Source organism: Paractinoplanes brasiliensis, assembly GCF_004362215.1.
GTDB lineage: Bacteria > Actinomycetota > Actinomycetes > Mycobacteriales > Micromonosporaceae > Actinoplanes > Actinoplanes brasiliensis.
Map to the genome: position 1 here is coordinate 2,534,347 of NZ_SNWR01000002.1, position 21,980 is coordinate 2,556,326.

The 21,980-nt window shown below is 73.5% G+C and carries 1 protein-coding gene (running past one end of the window); it reads right to left on the bottom strand.

Going from position 1 to position 21,980, the window contains the following annotated elements; all coding sequences use genetic code 11:
- Positions 1-21,958, bottom strand: the start of a protein-coding gene (locus tag C8E87_RS46205; protein WP_279536960.1) for a type I polyketide synthase. 34,241 nt of this gene lie to the left of the window's left edge; only the first 21,958 of its 56,199 coding nucleotides appear in the window; it begins with the start codon at positions 21,956-21,958; its stop codon lies off the left edge, out of view.
- Positions 21,959-21,980 lie beyond the last annotated feature (22 nt).

The window sequence follows — 21,980 nt, forward strand, 5'->3', positions numbered from 1 at the left end:
CAGCGCCCTGCTCCGGGATCAACAACGGCGTCTGCAACGTCAACTCGTCGACCACCGTGCAGCCGACCTGGTCGGCCGCCCACACAGCGACCTCCACGAACGCTGTGCCGGCCAGCAGCACTGTGCCGAGCACCATGTGGTCGGCCAGCCACGGCTGGGCCACGAGCGAGAGCCGACCGGTCAGCAGGACACCATCACCGTCCGCGAGCCGGACCGCCGCACCCAGCAACGGATGGTTCGCCGCGCTGAGCCCCAGCGCCCCCGCGTCACCAGACCACGCACCCGACAACCGCGGCCAGTAACGCTCGCGCTGGAACGGGTACACCGGCAGCGACATCGGCCGGGCCGGCCCCTCACCGAGCACCCGGGTCCAGTCGACCGCGACCCCAGCCGTGTGCAGAGTGGCCACCGAACGCAACCACCGCGCCCGGGTGTCGTCATTGCGGCGCAGGCTGCCCGTGACGACCAGACCGTCACCGGCCTGCTCCACCGCCATCGTCAGCACCGGATGCGGGCTGAGCTCGACGAACACCTTGTGCCCAGCCTCGACCAACGCCTCGACCGTGTCCGCGAACCGGACCGTCTGCCGCAGGTTGGTGAACCAGTAATCGCCGTCCAACCTGCTCGTGTCGATCGGCTCCGCATACACCGTCGAGAAGAACGGCACACTGCCCGCGACCGGCGTCAGACCCGCCAGATCAAGACGATCCCGCAACGGCTCCATCCCGGCCGTGTGCGACGCATAATCCACCGCGATCCGCCGCGCGTTCAACTCCGGGTACGTCTCGACGAACCGGTCACAACCCTCAGCCGGACCAGCCACCACCACCTGCGACGGGCCGTTGACCGCCGCCACCGCCAAACCGAACGGTTCCAGCAACGACTCAACATCGCCTACCGGCACGGGCACCGACACCATCCCACCGCCACCCGCGATCGCCGCGATCGCCTGACTGCGCAACGCCACCACCCGCGCACCGTCGGCCAGCGACAACCCACCAGAAACGACCGCCGCCGCGATCTCACCCTGCGAATGGCCGATCACCGCGCCCGGCTCAACACCCCAATACCGCCACAACTCCGCCAGCGACACCATGACAGCCCACAGCGCCGGCTGCACCACGTCGACCCGATCCAGGGCCTCCGAATCCGACAGCACCTCGTGCAGGAGCCAACCCGTGTACGGCGCCAGGGCCTCCTCGCAGCGGGACATCGTCTCGGCGAAAGCCGGTTCCGAGTCCCACAGGGCCAAGCCCATGCCGACCCACTGCGCCCCCTGACCCGGGAACACGAACACCGCGCCACCGGCACCCGAACCAGCCACACCACGCACGCTGTCCACGTCGGCCAGAGCAGCCAGCAACTCGTCACGGCCGGTGCCCACAACCACCGCACGATGCGGCAACGCCGCCCGGCCCCACGCCAACGTCCGGCCCACCCGGGCCAGGTCCAGCTCCGGCCGGGCGAGAACAAACTCCCGCAGTTCAGCCGCCTGCTCGCGGAGTGCTTGCTCGCTGCGGGCCGAGAGCAGCCACGGCACCACCGAAACCGCCGGGCTCTGCACCGCCGGCTCCGGCGCCGCCTCCTCGAGGATCACGTGCGCGTTGGTGCCGCTGATGCCGAACGCCGACACGCCGGCCCGGCGCGGCCGCCCGTCCACGTCCCAATCCCGGGACTCGGTGAGCAGCTCGATGGCGCCGGCCGTCCAGTCCACCTGCGAGGAGCGCGTATCCGCGTGCAGGGTCCGCGGCAGGACGCCGTGGCGCATGGCGAGCACCATCTTGATCAGGCCGGCCACACCGGCGGCGGCCTGGGTGTGCCCGAGGTTGGACTTCACCGAGCCGAGCCACAGCGGCCGTTCGGAGGAGCGGTCCTGCCCGTACGTGGCCAGCAGCGCCTGCGCCTCGATCGGGTCACCGAGCCGGGTTCCGGTGCCGTGCGCCTCCACCGCGTCGATGTCGGTCGCCGCGAGTCCCGCGTTGGCCAGCGCCTGCCGGATCACCCGTTGCTGCGAGGGGCCGTTCGGGGCGCTGAGCCCGTTGGACGCGCCGTCCTGGTTCACCGCGCTGCCCCGGACCACCGCCAGCACCTGGTGCCCGTTGCGGCGGGCGTCCGACAGCCGTTCCAGGACCAGGACGCCGGCGCCCTCGCCCCAGCCCGTACCGTCCGCGGAATCCGAGAACGCCTTGCAGCGCCCGTCGGCCGCCAGGCCACCCTGCTTGGAGAATTCCAGGAACAGCGACGGCGTGGCCATCACCGTGACGCCCCCGGCCAGCGCCAGCGAGCACTCCCCCGACCGCAACGCCTGACCGGCCAGGTGCAGGGCGACAAGCGACGACGAACACGCGGTGTCGACCGAGACGGCCGGACCTTCGAGGCCAAGCGTGTAAGCCAGCCGGCCGGAGATGACGCTGGCGGCGTTGCCGGTGCCGATGAACCCGTCGCCGTCGGACCCGGCCAGGCTCAGCAGCGCCGGATAGTCCTGGCCGTTGGTCCCGACGTAGACGCCGGTCGCCGAGCCTCGGAGGCCGCCGGGGTCGATACCCGCGTCCTCCAGGGCCCGCCACGTAGTTTCCAGCAGAATCCGCTGCTGGGGGTCCATGGCGAGGGCCTCGCGGGGGCTGATCCCGAAGAACGCGGCGTCGAACCCGGCCACGTCGGCCAGGAACCCGCCCTGGTCGATGACGGTGGCGCCGTCGGACAGCACGCTCAGGTCCCAGCCGCGGTCGGCCGGGAAGTCGCCGACGCCGTCGCGGCCGGCCGCCAGCAACTCCCACAGCTGCTCGGCGTTGCCCACCCCGCCGGGGAACCGGCAGCTCATGCCCACGATCGCGATCGGCTCGTCGAGCATCGCGACGGCCGCCGTCACCGGGCCCGCCGCCGAGGCCGATCCGGTCAGCTCGCCGAGCAGGAACTCGGCAAGCGCCAGGGGGGTCGGGTAGTCGAACACCAGCGACGCCGGCAGCGCCAGCCCGGTCACCGCGGCCAGCAGGTTGCGCAGCTCGACCGCGGTCAGCGAGTCGAAGCCGAGATCCCGGAATGCGACGCCCTGCTCGACGACGCCCGCGTCCCGGTGCCCGAGAACGGTCGCCGCGTGATCCCGGACGGCCGCCAGCACCAGTGCTTCCCGCTGCGCTGCTGCCGCCTCGCGCACCTGGGCCGCCAACGCGGGAACCCTTTCCCCGGTACGCCCGGCGGCCTCCGGCATGTCCGGCAGCTCGCTCAGCCAGGCCGGCACGCCGAGCCCGGCGGCCAGTTGCGCCCAGTCGGTCTGCGCCACCGTCAGGTAGCCGTCGCCGTCGAGCGCGTGGGCCAGCGCGGTCACCGCCACGGCGGGGTCCATGCCGGCCAGCCCGGACCGGTTCGTACGGCCGCGCACCAGGTCCGTGTCGGCCAGCCCGGCACCGGCCCAGGCGCCCCAGCCGATCGACACCATCGGCACGCCTTGCGCCCGGCGCTGCTGGGCGTAGGTGTCCAGGAACGCGTTGGCCGCCGCGTAGTTGCCCTGCCCCGGCGAACCGGCCAGAGCGGCCATCGACGAGAACAGCACGAACGCCGAGAGGTTGCGCCCGGCGGTCGCCTCGTCCAGCGCCACCACAGCGTCGATCTTCGCCCGGGCCACCACGTCCAGGCGTTCCGGTGTCAGCGAGTCGATGATCCCGTCGTCGAGAACGCCCGCGGTGTGCACCACGGCGTCGAGGTCCGGGATCCGGGCGACGAGCGCGTCCAGCGCCGGACGGTCGGCGGCGTCGGCGGCCACCACGTGCACCGCGATCCCGGCGTCGGCAAGCTGCTGGACCGCGTTGGCCGCGCCGGGCGCCGTCATCCCCCGCCGGGACGTCAGGACGACCTGTTGCGCACCCCGCTCGGCGACCCACTGCGCCACCCGTACGCCCAAGGCCCCCGTGCCGCCGGTGACCAGCACCGTCCCGGACGGACGCCAGCCCGGCCCGGACGGCGCGGCGGCGGGACGCAGCCGCATCCCGAGTGCCCCGCCGACCCGTACCGCGACCTGCGTCTCGCCCCGCCAACCGGCCAGCACCGCGACCGTGTCGGCGGCCAGCGAGGCATCCCAGCCCGCGGCGGGCAGGTCGATCAGGCCGCCCCAGCGGTCCGGCGACTCGGTGCCGAACACCCGGGCCAGACCCCACAACGAGCCCTGCCAGGCGTCCGCCGGCTCACCGGCGGCGGACGCGACGGCGCCCTGGGTCACCACCCACAGCCGGCCCGCTTGCGGCCACGCCTGCAGAACGGTCAGCAGCCGCGCGGCGGCCTCCGGGCCGGTGCCCGGCAGCACCAGCCCACCAGCAAGCACCACGTCCGGCGTCAGCCCGGCCGCCACGTCGGCCAGGTCCACGACCACGACCTCGACGCCCGCCGACGCGAGCACCCCGGCCAGGCCGGCGCCCGCGTCCGGACGGTCCGGGACGCTGCGGGTGTCGCAGACCACCGCCCAGGTTCCGGACAGGACGGTACGGCTCGGCAGCGTGAGCCGTGTCCAGCCCACCTGGTAGCGCCAGGCCGCCATCTGCGAGCGGGTCTGCCGTTCACGCAGCGAGGCCAGGGCGGGCAGAACCACTGCCGCGTCCTGCCGCTGCACCGCGTCCCAGAACTCGGCTTCCAGCCCGGCCAGCCGGTCCACGCCGGCGCCGGCCGCCACCTCGGGCCAGAACCGCTCGCGCTGGAACGGGTACGTCGGCAGGCCCACCGGCCGGGCCGGGCCCCGGCCCAGCAGCGCGGCCCAGTCCACCGGGCCGCCGTGCACGTGGATCCCGGCCAGCGCGGTCAGCGCCGCCTGTGGTTCGTCGCGGTCGCGGCGCAGCGACGGAAGCCAGGTCCCGGCGTCGGCGGCCATCGCCGACAGGGTGGCGTCGGGGCCGATCTCGACAAACAGGTGACCGCTCAACTCGGTGACCATGTCGTGGAACGGCACCGCCTCACGCGCGTGCCGCACCCAGAACTCGGGCTGGTCCACCTCGCCGCCGACCACCGGGATCTGCGGCGGGTTCCAGGTCAGCTCCGACAGGACCACGGCGAACTCGGCGAGCATCGGCTCCATCAACGGCGAATGGAACGCATGGCTCACCTGCAACCGCCGCGAACGACCCGGCCACCGCGCCGCCAACTCCTCGACAACGGCCTCGTCACCGGAGATCACCGTGGACTTCGGCCCGTTCACCGCCGCCACACCGACCCGATCGGTGTAACCGGCGATCAACGCCTCCGCCTCGGCCCGCGAGGCGTCCAGGGCCACCATCGCCCCACCGGCGGGGAGGTCCTGCATCAACCGGCCGCGGGTCTTGACCAGCCGCGCCGCGTCGGCCAGATCGAGAACGCCGGCCACGTGAGCCGCCGCGATCAGACCGATCGAATGACCACCCAGCGCCGCCGGCGTCACACCCCACGACTCGTACAGCCGGAACAAGGCCACCTGCACCGCGAACAGGGCCGGCTGGGTGAACTCCGTACGGTCCAACTCCGCGCCACTGATCACCTCGTGCAGCGGCAGATCGAGATGCGCGGACACCTCGTCGAAGGCGTCGGCGTACACCGGGAACGCCTCGTACAACCCGAGACCCATACCCGGGCGCTGCGACCCCTGCCCGGAGAACATGAACGCCACCCGAGTGCCGGGAGCCGCCACCCCGGTCACCGTCTCGGATCCCAGGATCACCGCGCGGTGCGGCAGCTGCGCCCGGCCGAAAAGCAGCGCCCGGCCCACCGTCATCGCATCCGCGACGGCAAGCTCGCGCAGCCGGGCCGTCTGCTCGGCCAGCGCCCGCTCGCTGCGGGCCGAGACCAGCAGCGGCACCACACCGCCCGGCGCCGGCCGCACGACCGGCTCGGCGGCCGGCATCGGCTCCGGTTCCTCGATGATGACGTGCGCGTTGGTGCCGCTGACGCCGAAGGCCGAAACGCCCGCCCGGCGAGGACGTTCACCCGGCTGCCACGGGCGGGCCTCGGTCAGCAGCTCGATCGAGCCGGCCGTCCAGTCCACCTGGCCCGACGGCGCGTCCACGTGCAGGGTCCGGGGAAGCACACCGTGCCGCATCGCCAGGACCATCTTGATGATTCCGGCGACGCCGGCGGCGGCCTGGGTGTGGCCGATGTTGGACTTCACCGAGCCCAGCCAGAGCGGCTGGTCGGCGGGCCGGTTCCGACCGTACGTGGCCAGGAGTGCCTGCGCCTCGATCGGGTCACCCAGCGTGGTGCCGGTGCCGTGCGCCTCGACCACGTCGACCTCGGTCGCCGACAGGCCCGCACCGGCCAGCGCCTGGCGGATGACCCGCTGCTGCGAGGGGCCGTTGGGGGCGCTCAGGCCGTTCGAGGCGCCGTCCTGGTTGACCGCGCTGCCGCGCACCACTGCCAGCACCTGGTGGCCGTTGCGACGGGCGTCCGAGAGCCGTTCCAGGACCAGGACGCCGACTCCCTCGCCCCAGCCGGTGCCGTCGGCCGCGTCCGCGAACGCCTTGCAGCGTCCGTCGGCGGCCAGCCCGCGCTGGCGGCCGAACTCCACGAACGCGCCCGGGGTGGCCATCACCGCGACGCCACCGGCCAGCGCCAGCGAACACTCCCCGCCGCGCAGCGCCTGACCGGCCAGGTGCAGGGCGACAAGCGACGACGAACAGGCGGTGTCGACCGAGACGGCCGGGCCCTCAAGGCCGAGGGTGTAGGCCACCCGGCCGGAGATGACGCTCGCGGCGTTGCCGGTCAGGCCGTACCCCTCGCTCCCGGACACGCCTGCCAGCAGCGCGGCGTAGTCCTGGCCGCCGGTGCCGATGTACACGCCGGTGTCCGAGCCGCGCAGGCCGCCGGGGTCGATCCCGGCGTCCTCCAGGGCCTGCCAGGCGGTTTCCAGCAGCAGCCGCTGCTGGGGGTCCATCGCGACCGCTTCCCGGGGGCTGATGCCGAAGAAGCCCGCGTCGAAGCCGGCCACGTCGTCAAGGAAGCCGCCGAGCCGGGCGTAACCGGTCTCGGCGAGCTCGGGGACGGCGTCCATGCCGCCGATGTCCCAGCCGCGGTCGGACGGGAACGGGCTGACCGTGTCCACTCCGTCGACCAGCACCTGCCAGAACTGCTGGGGGTCGTCGGCGCCTCCCGGGTAGCGGCAGCCCATGCCGACGATCACGATCGGCTCGTCGATCATGGCGGCGGCGAACTCGGCCGCCTCCGCGACCGGGTCGGCGGCGCCGAACAGCAGGCCGAACAGCTGGCCGGAGAGCACCTCGGCGCTGGGGTAGTCGAAGACGAGGGTGGCCGGCAGTGACAGACCGGTGGCGGTGGCCAGCCGGTTGCGCAGCTCGACCGCGGTGACCGAGTCGAAACCGAGATCCCGGAACGCCGTACGGGCCTCGACTGCCCCCGCGCCGGCGTGCCCGAGCACCGCGGCAGCCAGTGCCTGGACCAGCTCCAGCAGCGCCCGGCGGCGGTCGGCGTCCGACAGCGGGCGCAGCCGGGCGGCCAGGGCCGACTCGACCAGTGGCTCGGCGGCGGCCGGCGAAAACTCGGGGACCCGCGCCTCGGGCAGGTCGCCGAGCAGCGGGCTGGGCCGGGACATCGTGAACGTGGGGAGGAACCGCTCCCAATCCATGTCGGACACCGAGAGGAGGGTCTCGTCCTGGCCGACCGCCTCGGCCATTGCCTGCACAGCGAGGCGGGGCTGCATGGGTCGCAGGCCACGCCGCCCGAGGTGTTCGGCGCCGTCCGCCCCCGCCATGCCGTCGCCGCCCCACAGGCCCCACGCCACGCTGGTGACCGGGCGGCCCTCGGCCCGCTGGGCGACGGCGTAGGCGTCCAGGTAAGCGTTCGCGGCGGCGTACACGCCCTGCCAGGCGCTGCCCCACACCCCGGAGTTCGACGAGAACAGCACCATGGCGTCCAGCGGGTGGCCGCCCTCGACCAGCACCTCGTGCAGGCTGTGGAGGCCGTTGACTTTGCCCGACCAGACGTCGGCGACCACTTCGGGGCTGGTTTCGGCGATCAGCGTGGCCTGGGCGACCCCTGCCGCGTGCACGACCGCGTGCACCGGGCCGGTTGCGGCCACCACGGCCGCGAGCTGCCGCCGGTCGGCGATGTCACAGGCCAGGACGCTGACCCGTGCGCCGAACCCGGCCAGCTCGGCCGCCGAGCGCGCCAAGCCGGCCGCCTGGGGGCCGCGCCGCGAGGTCAGCACCACCTGGCCGGCGCCGCTCTCCGCGATCCACCGGGCGACGTTGCGGCCGACCCCACCGGTGCCGCCGGTGACCAGGACGGTGCCGTGCGGCTGCCACACCCGAGGGGTCTCCGGGGCGGGCGCGTGCACCAGCCGCCTGGCGAACACACCGCCGGGGCGCACCGCTACCTGGTCCTCGTCGTTCCATCCGGCAAGCACCGCCGCGCACCGGCGGGCCACCGCGTCGTTCCACGGGCCGGCCGGCATGTCGACCAGGCCACCCCACTGCTGCGGGTGTTCCAGGGCCGCCACCCGGCCGAAGCCCCACACTGCGGCGGCCAGCGGGTCGGTCACTCGTTCCCCGGGCCGAACCGCCACCGCACCCTCGGTGAGCACCCAGATCCGGGCTTCGGCCGACTTGACCAGCGCCAGTACCTCGGTCACCGGGTCGGCGCCGGGCAGCACCACGATGGCAGCCACGTCGTCGCCGGGTTCGGCCTCGGCCGCGCCGTACGCCGACAGCATCCGCCGCACCCGGCCGTCCGGGTCGTCACCGGCGATCAGCCAGGCGCCGCTCAGCAGCGGGTCCGGGCTGCCGGAGATCGCCGACCAGCTCACCTGGTAGCGCCAGCCGTCGATCGTCTGGCGGTCCTGGCGCGTGCGCCGCCACTGTGCGAGGGCCGGGAGCAGCGCGGTCAGGCCCTGCTCCTCCACCCGCAACGCGTTGGCCAGTGCCGCGCCGTCGCCGCGCTGGACCGCCTGCCAGAACTGGGCGTCGAACCCGTCGCCGGGTGACGCCACGAGCTCCCGCATCCGCGGCCAGTAACGCTCGCGCTGGAACGGATAGGTCGGCAGGCTCAGCGGCTGGACCACGCCGTCACCGAGGGCCTGCTTCCAATCCACCTCGACCCCCGCCGTGTGCAACGTCGCCACCGAACGCAACCACCGCGCCCGGGAGTCGTCATTGCGGCGCAGGCTGCCCGTGACGACCAGACCGTCACCGGCCTGCTCCACCGCCATCGTCAACACCGGATGCGGACTCAACTCCACGAACACCCGATGCCCAGCCTCGACCAACGCCTCGACCGTGTCCGCGAACCGAACCGTCTGCCGCAGGTTCGTGAACCAGTAATCGCCGTCCAACCTGCTGGTGTCGATCGGCTCCGCATACACCGTCGAATAGAACGGCACCTCACCAGCGACCGGCGCCACATCCAACGCCAAACGCTCCCGCAACGGCTCCATCCCAGCCGTGTGCGACGCATAATCCACCGCAATCCGCCGCGCATTCAACTCCGGGTACGTCTCGACGAACCGGTCGCAGCCCTCAGCCGGACCAGCCACCACCACCTGCGACGGACCATTCACCGCCGCCACCGCCAAACCAAACGGTTCCAGCAACGACTCAACATCGCCTACCGGCACGGGCACCGACACCATCCCACCGCTGCCCGCAATCGCCGCGATCGCCTGACTGCGCAGGGCAACCACCCGCGCACCGTCAACTAGCGACAACCCACCGGAAACCACCGCCGCAGCGATCTCACCCTGGGAATGACCGACCACCGCGCCCGGCTCAACACCCCAGTGCCGCCACAACTCGGCCAGCGACACCATGACAGCCCACGACGCCGGCTGCACCACATCGACCCGCTCGAACGCCGCCGGGTCGGCCAGGACCTCCCGCAACGACCAATCCACAAACGGCGCCAACGCCTGCTCGCAGCGTTGCATCGCCGCGCCGAACACCGGCTCCGACTCCCACAGAGCGCGGCCCATCCCAACCCACTGCGCCCCCTGACCCGGAAACACGAACACCACCCGACCAGCGGCCGGACTCACCACACCACGCACGCCGTCGAGGTCGGCCAGCCCGGCGAGCAGCTCGTCGCGGCCGGTGCCCAACACCACCGCACGATGCGGCAACGCCGCCCGGCCCCACGCCAACGTCCGCCCCACCCGAACCAGATCCAGCCCCGGCCGCTCGGCAACGAACTCCCGCAACCCGGCCGCCTGATCCCGGAGCGCCTGCTCGCTACGAGCCGACAACACCCACGGCACCACCGCAACCACCGGGCTCTCCGGGACAGGAGCCGGCTCAGCCTCCTCCAGAATCACGTGCGCATTGGTCCCACTGATCCCGAACGACGACACACCCGCCCGCCGAGGACGGCCCTCCGCCTCCCACGCCCGCGCCTCGGTCAGCAGCTCAACCGCGCCGGCCGACCAGTTCACATGCGATGACGGCGCGTCCACGTGCAACGTCCTGGGCAGCACACCGTTGCGCAGGGCGAGCACCATCTTGATCACGCCGGCGATGCCGGAGGCGCCCTGGGTGTGGCCGACGTTCGACTTCACCGACCCCAGCCACAGCGGCCGGTCCTCCGGCCGCTCCTGGCCGTAGGTGGCCATCAACGCCTGCGCCTCGATCGGGTCACCCAGCCTCGTGCCGGTACCGTGCGCCTCCACCGCATCGATATCCGCCGCCGTCAGCCCCGCATTGGCCAACGCCTGCCGGATCACCCGCTGCTGCGACGGCCCGTTCGGCGCACTCAACCCGTTCGAAGCACCATCCTGATTGATCGCACTACCCCGCACCACGGCCAGCACCTCGTGGCCGTTACGGCGGGCGTCGGAGAGCCGTTCCAGCACCACGATGCCGGCGCCCTCGGCCAGGCCCATGCCGTCGGCGGCGTCCGCGAACGCCTTGCAGCGGCCGTCGGAGGCCAGCGCCTGCTGCCTGGTGAAACCGATCAGCGTGCCGGGGGTGGCCATCACCGACACACCGCCGGCCACCGCGAGGCCACACTCCCCCGACCGCAGCGCCTGGGCGGCCAGGTGCAGCGCGACCAGCGAGGAGGAACAGGCGGTGTCGACGGTCACCGCCGGGCCTTCGAGACCGAGGCTGTACGCGATCCGGCCGGACAGCACGCTGGTGGCGTTGCCGGTCACCGCGTGCCCGAGACTGTCGTCGGCGGCCATCGCCAGCAGCGTCGAGTAGTCCTGGCCGGTGCAGCCGATGTAGACGCCGGTGCTGGACCCGTGCAGGCCGCCCGGGTCGATCGCGGCGTCCTCCAGCGCCTGCCACACCGATTCGAGCAGGAGCCGCTGCTGCGGGTCCATCGCGACGGCCTCGCGGGGGCTGATCCCGAAGAACCCGGCGTCGAACCGGGACACGTCGGCCAGGAAACCGCCGTGGTGGGCGCTGAGGGCGTCGTCCGGGAGCGTACTGAGGTCCCAGCCACGGTCGGTGGGCAGCGGGGTGATGGCGTCACCACCGTCGGTCAGCAGCTGCCACAGCTGGGCCGGGTTGTCCACGCCGCCCGGCAGCCGGCAGCTCATGCCGACGATCGCGACCGGTTCGTCGATCAGGGTGACGGCTGCCGTGACCGGGGCAGCCGCGGTGGCCGAGCCGGTGAGTTCGGCCAGGAGGTGCGCGGCCAGGGCCTGCGGGGTCGGGTAGTCGAACACCAGCGTTGCCGGCAGCGCCAGCCCGGTCGCGGTGACCAGGCGGTTGCGCAGCTCGACGGCGGTGATCGAGTCGAACCCGATGTCCCGGAACGCCGTGCCGGCCGCGATGGTCTGCCCGTCCGGGTGGCCGAGAACGACGCCGGCGTGCTGGGCGACCAGGCCGATCAGCAGCGGTTCCCGCTCGGCCGGGGTGGTCTGGGCCAGCCGCTGGGCCAGCCCGCTGTCGCCGCCCGCGGTGACCTGCCGGCCGAGCACCTCGCGGACCTGCGGCAGTTGGCCGAGCAGCGGGCTCGGGCGGCGGGCGGTGAAGACCGGCGCGAACCGTTCCCAGTCCACGTCGGCGATGGCCACCGCCGGGATCCGCAGGTCGAGGGCATGCTGCAGCCCTTCCAGCGCGGTGCCCGGGTCCATGAACCGCAGGCCCTGGCCCATCACCGACTCCGCTGTCACACCGGCCTTGGCCGAGTCGGGGGCGGTCTCGGCCGCGTCCGGGCCCTGGGCGGCCCAGATGCCCCAGTCCACGCAGGTGACCGGGTATCCGCGGGCACGGAGCCAGAGCGCGTACGCGTCGAGGTAGGCGTTCGCCGCGGCGTAGGCGCCGTGCACCCCGCTGCCCCAGACCCCGGCGATCGAGGAGAACAGCACCATGGAGTCGAGCTGCTCCGGCTCGAAGACCTGCCCGAGCTGCCAGGCGCCGACCGTCTTGGCGCGCAGCACGTCGAGCAGGGCCGCCGGGTCCAGGTGGTCGAGTGCGGCCAGTTCGATGAGGGCGGCGGCATGGATGACGGTACGGATCGGCGTGCCCCGCCCGGCCAGTCCGCTGACCAGCCCGGCCAGTGCCGGCCCGTCGGCGGCGTCGACCGCCACCACGTCCACCCGCGCCGGAGTGCCTTCCACGGCGGCGAGCAGGTCCCCGGCGCCGGGGGCAGCCGCGCCGCGCCGGGACGTCACCACGATGTGAGTGGCGCCCGCGTCGGCCAGCCAGCGGGTCAGGTGCGCGCCGAGCGCCCCGGTGCCGCCGGTGACCAGCACGGTGCCGGTCGGCCGCCACCGGTCGGCGGCCGGGACCGGGACCGGGTCGTAGCCGGACAGCCGGGCCGCGTACACGCCGTCCTCGCGGATCGCCACCTGGTCCTGGCCGTCCCAGCCGGCCAGCACCGCGCACCACGCCCGTTCGGTGCGGGTGTCCCACCGCTGCGGCAGGTCGATCAGGCCGCCGAACCGGTCCGGGTACTCGAGGCCGGCCACCCGGCCGAGCCCCCACACCATCGCCTGGGCGGGGCGTTCCGGCGCCTCGCCGGCGCCGGCCGCGCCCCGGGTGAGCAGCCACAAGGGAGCATCGACGGCGGCGTCGCCCAGCGCCTGGACCAGCACCAGCGTGCCGGTCACGCCGGTGCCGGCCGGATCCGGCCCGTCGTCCGCGGCGAGCAGCGAGGCCACCGCCTGGACCGGCTCGCCGCGCTCGACGGTGTGCCTCAGCAGGTCGGCCAGCTCGTCACGCCGTACGGCCGCGGGGTCGACCTCGACGACCCGGACGTCGGCGCCGTGCCGGGCCAGGATCTCGGGCTCGGCGCCGGTGTAGCCGCTCGGGACCACCAGCAGCCACCGGCCGTGCAGCCGGGCGGCCGGTTCGCCCCGCAGCGGCACCCAGTCCAGCTGGTACCACCACTGCGACAGCGCCGTCCGGCCGTGCCGCTGCCGCATCCACCGCGACAGCGCCGGCATCAGCTGCTGCAGCGACTCCCGGCCGGGTTCCTGCAGTTCGAGGGCGGCCGCGATGGTGTCCACGTCCTGGCGCTGGATGGCCTGCCAGAATTCGGCGCCCTCGCCGGACACGCCGGAGGTCGGCGGCCAGAACCGCTCGCGCTGGAACGGGTAGGTCGGCAGCGACATCGGCCGCACCGGGCCGGCGCCCAGGACCCGGCTCCAGTCGACGGTGACTCCCGCTGTGTGCAGGACGGCAACCGAACGCAGCCACCGCTTGCGGGTGTCGTCCTCGCGGCGCAGGCTGCCGGTCACCACCAGGCCGTCACCCGCCTGCTCGACCGCCATCGTGAGCACCGGATGCGGGCTCATCTCGACAAAGGCCCGGTGACCGGCCGCGATCAACGCCTGCACGGTGTCGGCGAAACGCACGGTCTGCCGCAAGTTGGTGTACCAGTACTCGCCGTCCAGCGCGCTGGTCTCGATCGGCTCCGCGTGCACGGTCGAATAGAACGGCACCCCACCGGCGACCGGCGTCACCTCAAGTGCCAGTCGCTCCCGCAGCGGTTCCATCCCGGCCGTGTGCGACGCATAATCCACCGCGATCCGCCGCGCGTTCAGCTCCGGGTACGTCTCGACGAACCGGTCACAACCGTCGGCCGGGCCGGCGACGACGACCTGCGACGGGCCGTTGACCGCCGCCACCGCCAAACCGAACGGTTCCAGCAGCGGCTCAACATCGCCTACCGGCACGGGCACCGACACCATCCCGCCGCCACCCGCGATCGCGGCAATCGCCTGACTGCGCAACGCCACCACCCGCGCGCCGTCAACCAGCGACAACCCACCGGCCACCACCGCCGCAGCGATCTCACCCTGCGAATGGCCGATCACCGCCGCCGGCTCGACACCCCAGTGCCGCCACAGGTCGGCCAGCGACACCATCACCGCCCACAACGCGGGCTGCACCACGTCGACCCGATCCAGGGCCGCCGGGTCGGCGAGCACCTCCCGCAGCGACCAGTCCACGAACGGCGCCAACGCCTGCTCGCAACGCTCCATCGCCGCCGCGAAAACCGGATCCGACTCCCACAGGCCGAGCCCCATCCCGACCCACTGGGCGCCTTGCCCCGGAAAGACGAACACCACACCGCCGGCCGCCGGGGCGGCCACGCCGCGCACGGCGTCCAGGTCGGCCAGGGCGTCCATCAGTTCGGCCCGGTCGGCGCCGAGGACCACTGCGCGGTGCGACAGCCGGGCCCGGCCGTTCAGCAGCACCCGGCCGACCCGGGCGAGGTCGAGCTCCGGCTGGTCGGCGAGGAACTGCCGCATCCGGCCGGCCTGCTCGTACAGGGCCTGCTCGTTGCGCGCCGACAACATCCAGGGAACCAGGGTCTCCGCTGCCGGCGAGACCGCGGGGGCGGTGTCCGCCTCTTCCAGGATGACGTGCGCGTTGGTGCCGCTGATACCGAACGACGACACACCAGCCCGGCGCTTGCGGCCGTCCGCCTCCCACGGGCGGGCCTCGGTCAACAGCTCGACATCGCCGGACGCCCAGTCCACGTGCGACGACGGCGCGTCGACATGCAGCGTCTTCGGCAGCACGCCGTGCCGCATGGCCAGGATGACCTTGATGATGCCGGCGACACCGGCGGCCGACTGGGTGTGGCCGATGTTCGACTTGATCGAGCCGAGCCACAACGGCCGGTCCTCGGGACGGTCCTGGCCGTACGTCGCCAGCAGAGCCTGCGCCTCGATCGGGTCACCCAGCGTGGTGCCGGTGCCGTGCGCCTCGACCGCGTCGATGTCAGCGGCGGTCAGGCCCGAGTTGGCGAGCGCCTGGCGGATGACCCGCTGCTGCGACGGGCCGTTGGGGGCGCTCAAGCCGTTCGACGCGCCGTCCTGGTTGACCGCGCTGCCGCGCACCACCGCCAGCACCCGGTGGCCGTTACGACGAGCCTCCGAGAGTCGCTCGAGCACCAGGATGCCGACGCCCTCGCTCCAGCCGGTGCCGTCGGCCGCGTCGGCGAACGCTTTGCACCGGCCGTCGGGCGCGAGGCCGCGTTGCCGGGAGAACTCGGTGAAGATGCCCGGCGTGGCCATCACGGTCACGCCGCCGGCCAGGGCCAGCCCGCACTCGCCGGAGCGCAGCGCCTGGCTCGCGAGATGCAAGGCGACCAGCGAGGACGAGCACGCGGTGTCGACCGAGACCGCCGGGCCTTCCAACCCCAGGGTGTACGCCACCCGGCCGGACGCCACGCTGGTGGTCGAGCCGGTCAGCGCGTGGCCCTCGCCGACGTCGGAACCGATGCCGTACCCGGAGGACGCCACGCCGACGTAGACGCCGGTGTCGGTGCCGCGCAGGCCGCTCGGGTCGACACCCGCGTCCTCGAGCGCCTGCCAGGTCGTTTCCAGCAGCAGCCGCTGCTGGGGGTCCATGGCCAGCGCCTCACGGGGGCTGATCCCGAAGAACGCGGCATCGAAACCCGCTACGTCGGTCAGGAACCCGCCGCGGGCGGTGCTGCTGGCGCCGTCCGCCAAAGTGGCCAGATCCCAGCCGCGATCGGTGGGGAATCGGCCGATGCCCTCGCCGCCCTCGGCGAGCAGCTGCCACAGCTGTTGCGGGGAGTCCACGCCGCCCGGGAAGCGGCAGCTCATGCCCACGATCGCGATCGGCTCGTCGGTGGCCGACACGGTGGCCTTCACCGAGGCGACCTCGGCGGCGGCCCCGGTCACCTCGGCCAGCAGGAAGTCGGCCAGCACCCGCGGGGTCGGGTAGTCGAAAACGAGGGTGGCCGGCAGCCGCAGACCGCTCACGCCCGCCAGCCGGTTACGCAGCTCGACCGCGGTCAGCGAGTCGAAGCCGAGGTCCCGGAACACCGCGTCGGCGTCCACCGCCTGGCTGCCGCTGTGGCCCAGCACCACGGCCGCCTGCGCACGCACCAGCTCCAGGACCGACCGGTCGCGTTCCTCCGGCGACAGCTCGGCCAGCGCGGCCGCCAGCTCGCCGGCCTGCCCGGCGGCGGCCGCCGAACGCCGGGACCGCCCGGCCAGGGACCGCAGCAGCGGCGGCACTCCGGCGCCACCCGCCCGCCGCAGCCCGGCCACGTCGAGCCGGATCGGCACCAGCGCCGGGCGGCCGTCGCCGACCGCCGCGTCGAACAGCGCCATGCCCTGCTCGCGGGAGAGCGCCCCGATGCCGCCCCGGCCGATCCGGGCCAGGTCCGTGCCGCCCAGGGTCCCGGTCATCGCCGAGCGTTCGGCCCACAGACCCCAGGCCAGCGCCTGGCCGGGCAGACCGAGCGACTGGCGGTGCTGGGCCAGGGCGTCGAGGTACGCGTTGGCCGCCGCGTAGTTGCCCTGTCCAGGTGCGCCGAGGGTGGCGGCCGCCGAGGAGTAGAGCACGAACCACGCGAGCGGCAGGTCGAGGGTCAGCTCGTGCAGGTTCCAGGCGGCATCGGCCTTGGCCCGCAGGACGGTGGAGAGCCGGTCCGGGGTCAGTGACTCGGTCATGGCGTCGTCCAGCACGCCGGCGGTGTGCACCACCCCGGTCAGTCTTCGGCCGGTGATCACCCCGGCCAAGGCCGCCCGTTCGGCGGCATCGCAGGCCACGACCTCGGCCCGTACGCCCGCTTCGGCCAGATCGGCGGCGAGCCGGGCCGCCCCGGGCGCGTGCGCGCCCTGCCGGGACAGCGCCAGGATCCCGCCCAGACGGCGGCTGGTGGCCAGGTGGCGGGCCAGCATCGAGCCGAGCGCGCCGGTCCCCCCGGTGATCAGGACAGTGCCGGCCGGGTCGAGCGCCGGGTAACGCAGGACCACCTTGCCGACGTGCCGGGCGGCCTGCAGGTGACGCAGCGCGGAAACCGCCTGGGAAGCGTCGAAAGTGGTCACCGGCAGGGGCTTCAGCTCTCCCCCGGCGAACATCGCCATCAGCTCGGCGAGCATCGCGCCGAGCCGGTCGGGGCCGGCGTCCAGCAGGTCGAACGCCTGGTAGTGCAGGTCACCCAGCTGCTCGGGGTCGCGCAGGTCGGACTTGCCCATCTCGAGGAAGTGCCCGCCGGGGGTCAGCAGTTCCAGCGAGGCGTCCACGAACGGCCCGGTCAGCGCGTTGAGCACCACGTCGACCCCGCCGGCGAACTTCTCCCGGAAGTCCAGGTCGCGCGAGGACGCCACATGTGACGGCGGGATGCCGAGGCCGTGCAGGACCTCCCACTTGGCGGGGCTCGCGGTGGCGTACACCTCGAGACCCCACGCCTGGGCGAGCTGGATCGCCGCCATGCCGACCCCGCCCGCACCGGCGTGCACCAGGACACGCTGGCCGCCGTGGGCACCGGCGAGCACCCGCAGGCCGTAGTACGCGGTGAGGAAGACGATCGGCACCGAGGCCGCCTCGGTGAACGACCAGCCGTCCGGAACCGGGGCCAGCAGCCGCGCGTCGGTGACCACCACCGGCGCCAGGCCGACCCCGAGGCCGAACACCCGGTCCCCGGCGCGCAGACCGGTCACGTCCGGAGCGGCCTCGAGCACCACGCCGGCCAGTTCGACGCCCATCACGGCGTTGCCCGGGTACATCCCGAGGCCGATCAGCACGTCCCGGAAGTTCACCCCCTGCGCGTGCACGGCAACCCGCACCTGCCCGGCCGCCAACGGCCCAGTGGCCTGCGGGTACGAGAGCGCGGTGAGGTTGTCGAGGGTGCCGGGGGTGGACACGTCGAGGCGTTGCCCGGCGACCGGCGACAACCCGCCGCGGGTGGCCCGGACCAGACGGCGTACGTGCGCGACGTCGTCCCGCAGTACGACCTCCGGCTCGCCGGACGCCACGATCTGCCGCAGCAACTCCTCCGACGGCTGATCCGGCCGATCGGTGTCGACAAGCACGAACCGATCGGGATGCTCGGACTGCGCCGACCGCACCAAACCCCACACCGCCGCAGCACCCAAATCGGTGCCGTCCGAGGCGCCCCGGGTCAGCACCACCAGACGCTTGTCCGCCGACCCCGGGTCAGCCAGCCATTCCTGCACACGGCGCAACGCCGCCTCGACCTCCGGCGCAGCCGGGCTCCACACCGTCACCCCGAGGGAACCCGCCCCCCGCACGGGGCCGGCGGCTCCCGGCAGCGGGAACAGCTCCACCACGAACAACGACCGGGCCGCGTCGGCGTTCTCCGCCACGGGACCGGCCGTCAGTTCGCGCAGCAGCAGCGACTCGGCGGTCAGGACCGGCTGCCCGGCCACGTCGTACGCCTCCACCCGCACCGCGTCGGCGGTGTCGTGCCTGCTCAGCCGCACCCGCAGGGTGGCCGCCGCGCCGGCGTGCAGGCGGACGCCGTTCCACGCGAACGGCAGCACTGTGCGGCCGCCGTCGAGCAGGCCGCCGACGCCGATCGCCTGGATGGCGGCGTCCAGCAACGCCGGGTGCAGGCCGAACCGGTCGGCGTCCTCGAGGCCGGGCGCCGCCACTTCGGCGTACACCGCCGACTCGGACCGCCAGACGCCTTGGAGGCCCTGGAACGCCGGGCCGTAGTGGTAGCCGCCGGCGGCGAGTCGCTCGTACGCACCGTCCAGGCTGACCGGCTCGGCGCCGGCCGGTGGCCAGGTGAGGGCCGGGAGCGGCGTGACAGCGGTCTCCGGGCTCAGCACTCCGGTGGCGTGCCGGGTCCACGGGCCGTCGCCGTTCTCGGGGCGGGAGTAGACGTTGACCGGGCGGCGGCCGGTGTCGTCGGCGTCGCCCACCCACACCTGCAGCTGCACGCCGCCCTGGGGCGGGATGACCAGCGGGGTCTGCAGCATCAGCTCGTCGACCGTGGTGCACCCGACCTGGTCGGCGGCCCACATCGCGACGTCGACGAACGCCGTGCCGGCCAGCAGCGCCGAGCCGAGGATGACGTGGTCGGCGAGCCAGGGCTGGGCGGCCAGCGACAACCGGCCGGTCAGCAGCATGCCGTCGCCGTCGGCCAGGCCGACCGCGGCGCCGACCAGGGGGTGATCGGCGGTGCTGAGGCCCAGCGCGCCGGGGTCACCCGCCCAGACACCGGACACCCGGGGCCAGAACCGTTCGTGCTGGAAGGGGTAGGTCGGCAAGCCGGGCAGAGGCTGGGCCGGGGCGTCCCCGAGCAGCGCCGTCCAGTCCACCCCGCCGCCGTGGGCGTGCACCCCGGCGAGGGCGGCCAGCGCGGCCTCGGGTTCGTCACGGTCGCGGCGCAGCACCGGCAGCCAGGTCCCGGCGTCGGAAGCCATCGCCGACAGGGTTCCGTCGGGGCCGATCTCGACAAACAGGTGACCGCTCAACTCGGTGACCATGTCGTGGAACGGCACCGCCTCACGCGCATGCCGCACCCAGAACTCCGGCTGGTCCACCTCGCCGCCGACCACCGGGATCTGCGGCGGGTTCCAGGTCAGCTCCGACAGGACCACGGCGAACTCGGCGAGCATCGGCTCCATCAACGGCGAATGGAACGCATGGCTCACCTTCAACCGCCGCGAACGACCCGGCCACCGCGCCGCCAACTCCTCGACAACGGCCTCGTCACCGGAGATCACCGTGGACTTCGGCCCGTTCACCGCCGCCACACCAACCCGATCGGTGTAACCAGCGATCAACGCCTCCGCCTCGGCCCGCGACGCGTCCAGGGCCACCATCGCCCCACCCGCGGGCAGGTCCTGCATCAGACGGCCGCGCGCCTTCACCAGCCGCGCCGCGTCGGCCAGATCCAGAACGCCGGCCACGTGAGCCGCCGCGATCAGACCGATCGAATGACCACCCAACACCGCCGGCGTCACACCCCACGACTCGTACAGCCGGAACAAGGCCACCTGCACCGCGAACAACGCCGGCTGAGTGAACGACGTCTGATCCAACTGCGACGCCTCCGAGATCACCTCCCGCAACGGCATGTCCAACGCCGCACACACCTCGTCGAACGCCACCGCGTACGCCGGGAACGCCTCGTAAAGACCGAGACCCATTCCCGGACGCTGACTGCCCTGGCCCGAGAACATCAACGCCACCCGGGGATCGGCAGTCGCCACCCCGGTCACCTGCGGACCGCCGGCGCCGAGCAGCACCGCGCGGTACGGCAGGTTCGGCGTCCGGGTCGCCTGCAGCGCCCGCGCCACCAGCACCGGGTCGAGCTCGGGCCGGTCGGCCAGGAACTGCCGCAGCCGGGCCACCTGGTCGGCCAGCGCCCCTTCGCTGCGCGCCGAGAGCAGCAGCGGGGGCAGCGCCACGTCATTGGGCGCCGGGACAACGGCCGCTTCGACGGCCGGCGCCGCCTCCTCGATGATCACGTGCGCGTTGGTGCCGCTCATCCCGAACGACGACACACCGGCCCGGCGCGGCCCGTCCGACTCCCACGGCCGGGCCTCGGTCAGCAGCCGGACGGCACCCGCTCCCCAGTCCACGTGCGAGGTCTCGGCGTCCACGTGCAGGGTCCGGGGCAGGACACCGTGCCGCATCGCCAGGATCATCTTGATCACGCCGGCCACGCCGGACGCGGACTGGGTGTGGCCGATGTTCGACTTCACCGAGCCGAGCCACAGGGGGCGGCCGGTCGGGCGGTCCTGGCCGTACGTGGCGAGCAGTGCCTGCGCCTCGATCGGGTCACCGAGCCGGGTGCCGGTGCCGTGGCCCTCCACGGCGTCGATCTGCACGCTGGTCAGCCGGGCGTTGTCCAAGGCCTGGCGGATGACCCGCTGCTGGGACGGACCGTTGGGGGCGGTGAGGCCGTTGGAGGCGCCGTCCTGGTTGACCGCGCTGCCCCGCAGCACGGCCAGGACGGGCCGGCCGAGCCGCTCGGCGGTGGACAACCGGGTGAGCAGCAGGACGGCGGCGCCCTCGCCCCAGCCGGTGCCGTCGGCGGCGTCCGCGAACGACTTGCACCGGCCGTCGGCGGCCAGGCCGCCCTGCTTCGCGAACTCGACGAACGTGCCGGGGGTGGACATCACCGTGACACCGCCGGCCAGGGCCAGCTCGCACTCGCCCTTGCGCAGCGCGTGGGCGGCCAGGTGCAGGGCCACCAGCGACGAGGAGCAGGCGGTGTCGACCGAGACGGCGGGCCCCTCGAACCCGAAAGTGTAGGCGATCCGGCCGGAGATGACGCTCGCCGCGTTGCCGGTGAGCGCGTGGCCTTCGCCGCTCTGCGCCGACAGGGCCAGCAGCGTCCCGTAGTCCTGGCTGTTGGTGCCCATGAAGACGCCGGTGTCGCCGCCGCTCAGCGACGCCGGGTCGATGCCGGCCCGCTCGATGGTCTCCCACGACGTCTCCAGCAGCAACCGCTGCTGGGGGTCCATGGCCAGGGCCTCGCGGGGGCTGATGCCGAAGAACGCCGGGTCGAAGTCGCCGGCCCCGGCCAGGAATCCGCCCACCTGGGCGAAGCCGGGACCGTCGTCGAGCAGCCCGTCCATCTGCCAGCCGCGGTCGGAGGGGAACGGCGTGACGGCGTCGTCACCCGCTGACAGCAGACGCCAGTAGTCCTCGGGGGTGTCGATCCCACCCGGCAGCCGCAGGCCCATGCCGATGATGGCGACCGGCTCCTGCTCGCCCGCCTCGGCCTGGCGGAGTCGCTGGCGCGTCTCGTGCAGATCCGCCGCGAGCCGCCGCAGATACTCGAGAAGCTTGTCATCATCCGCCACGTCAATTTCCCCTGTTCGAACG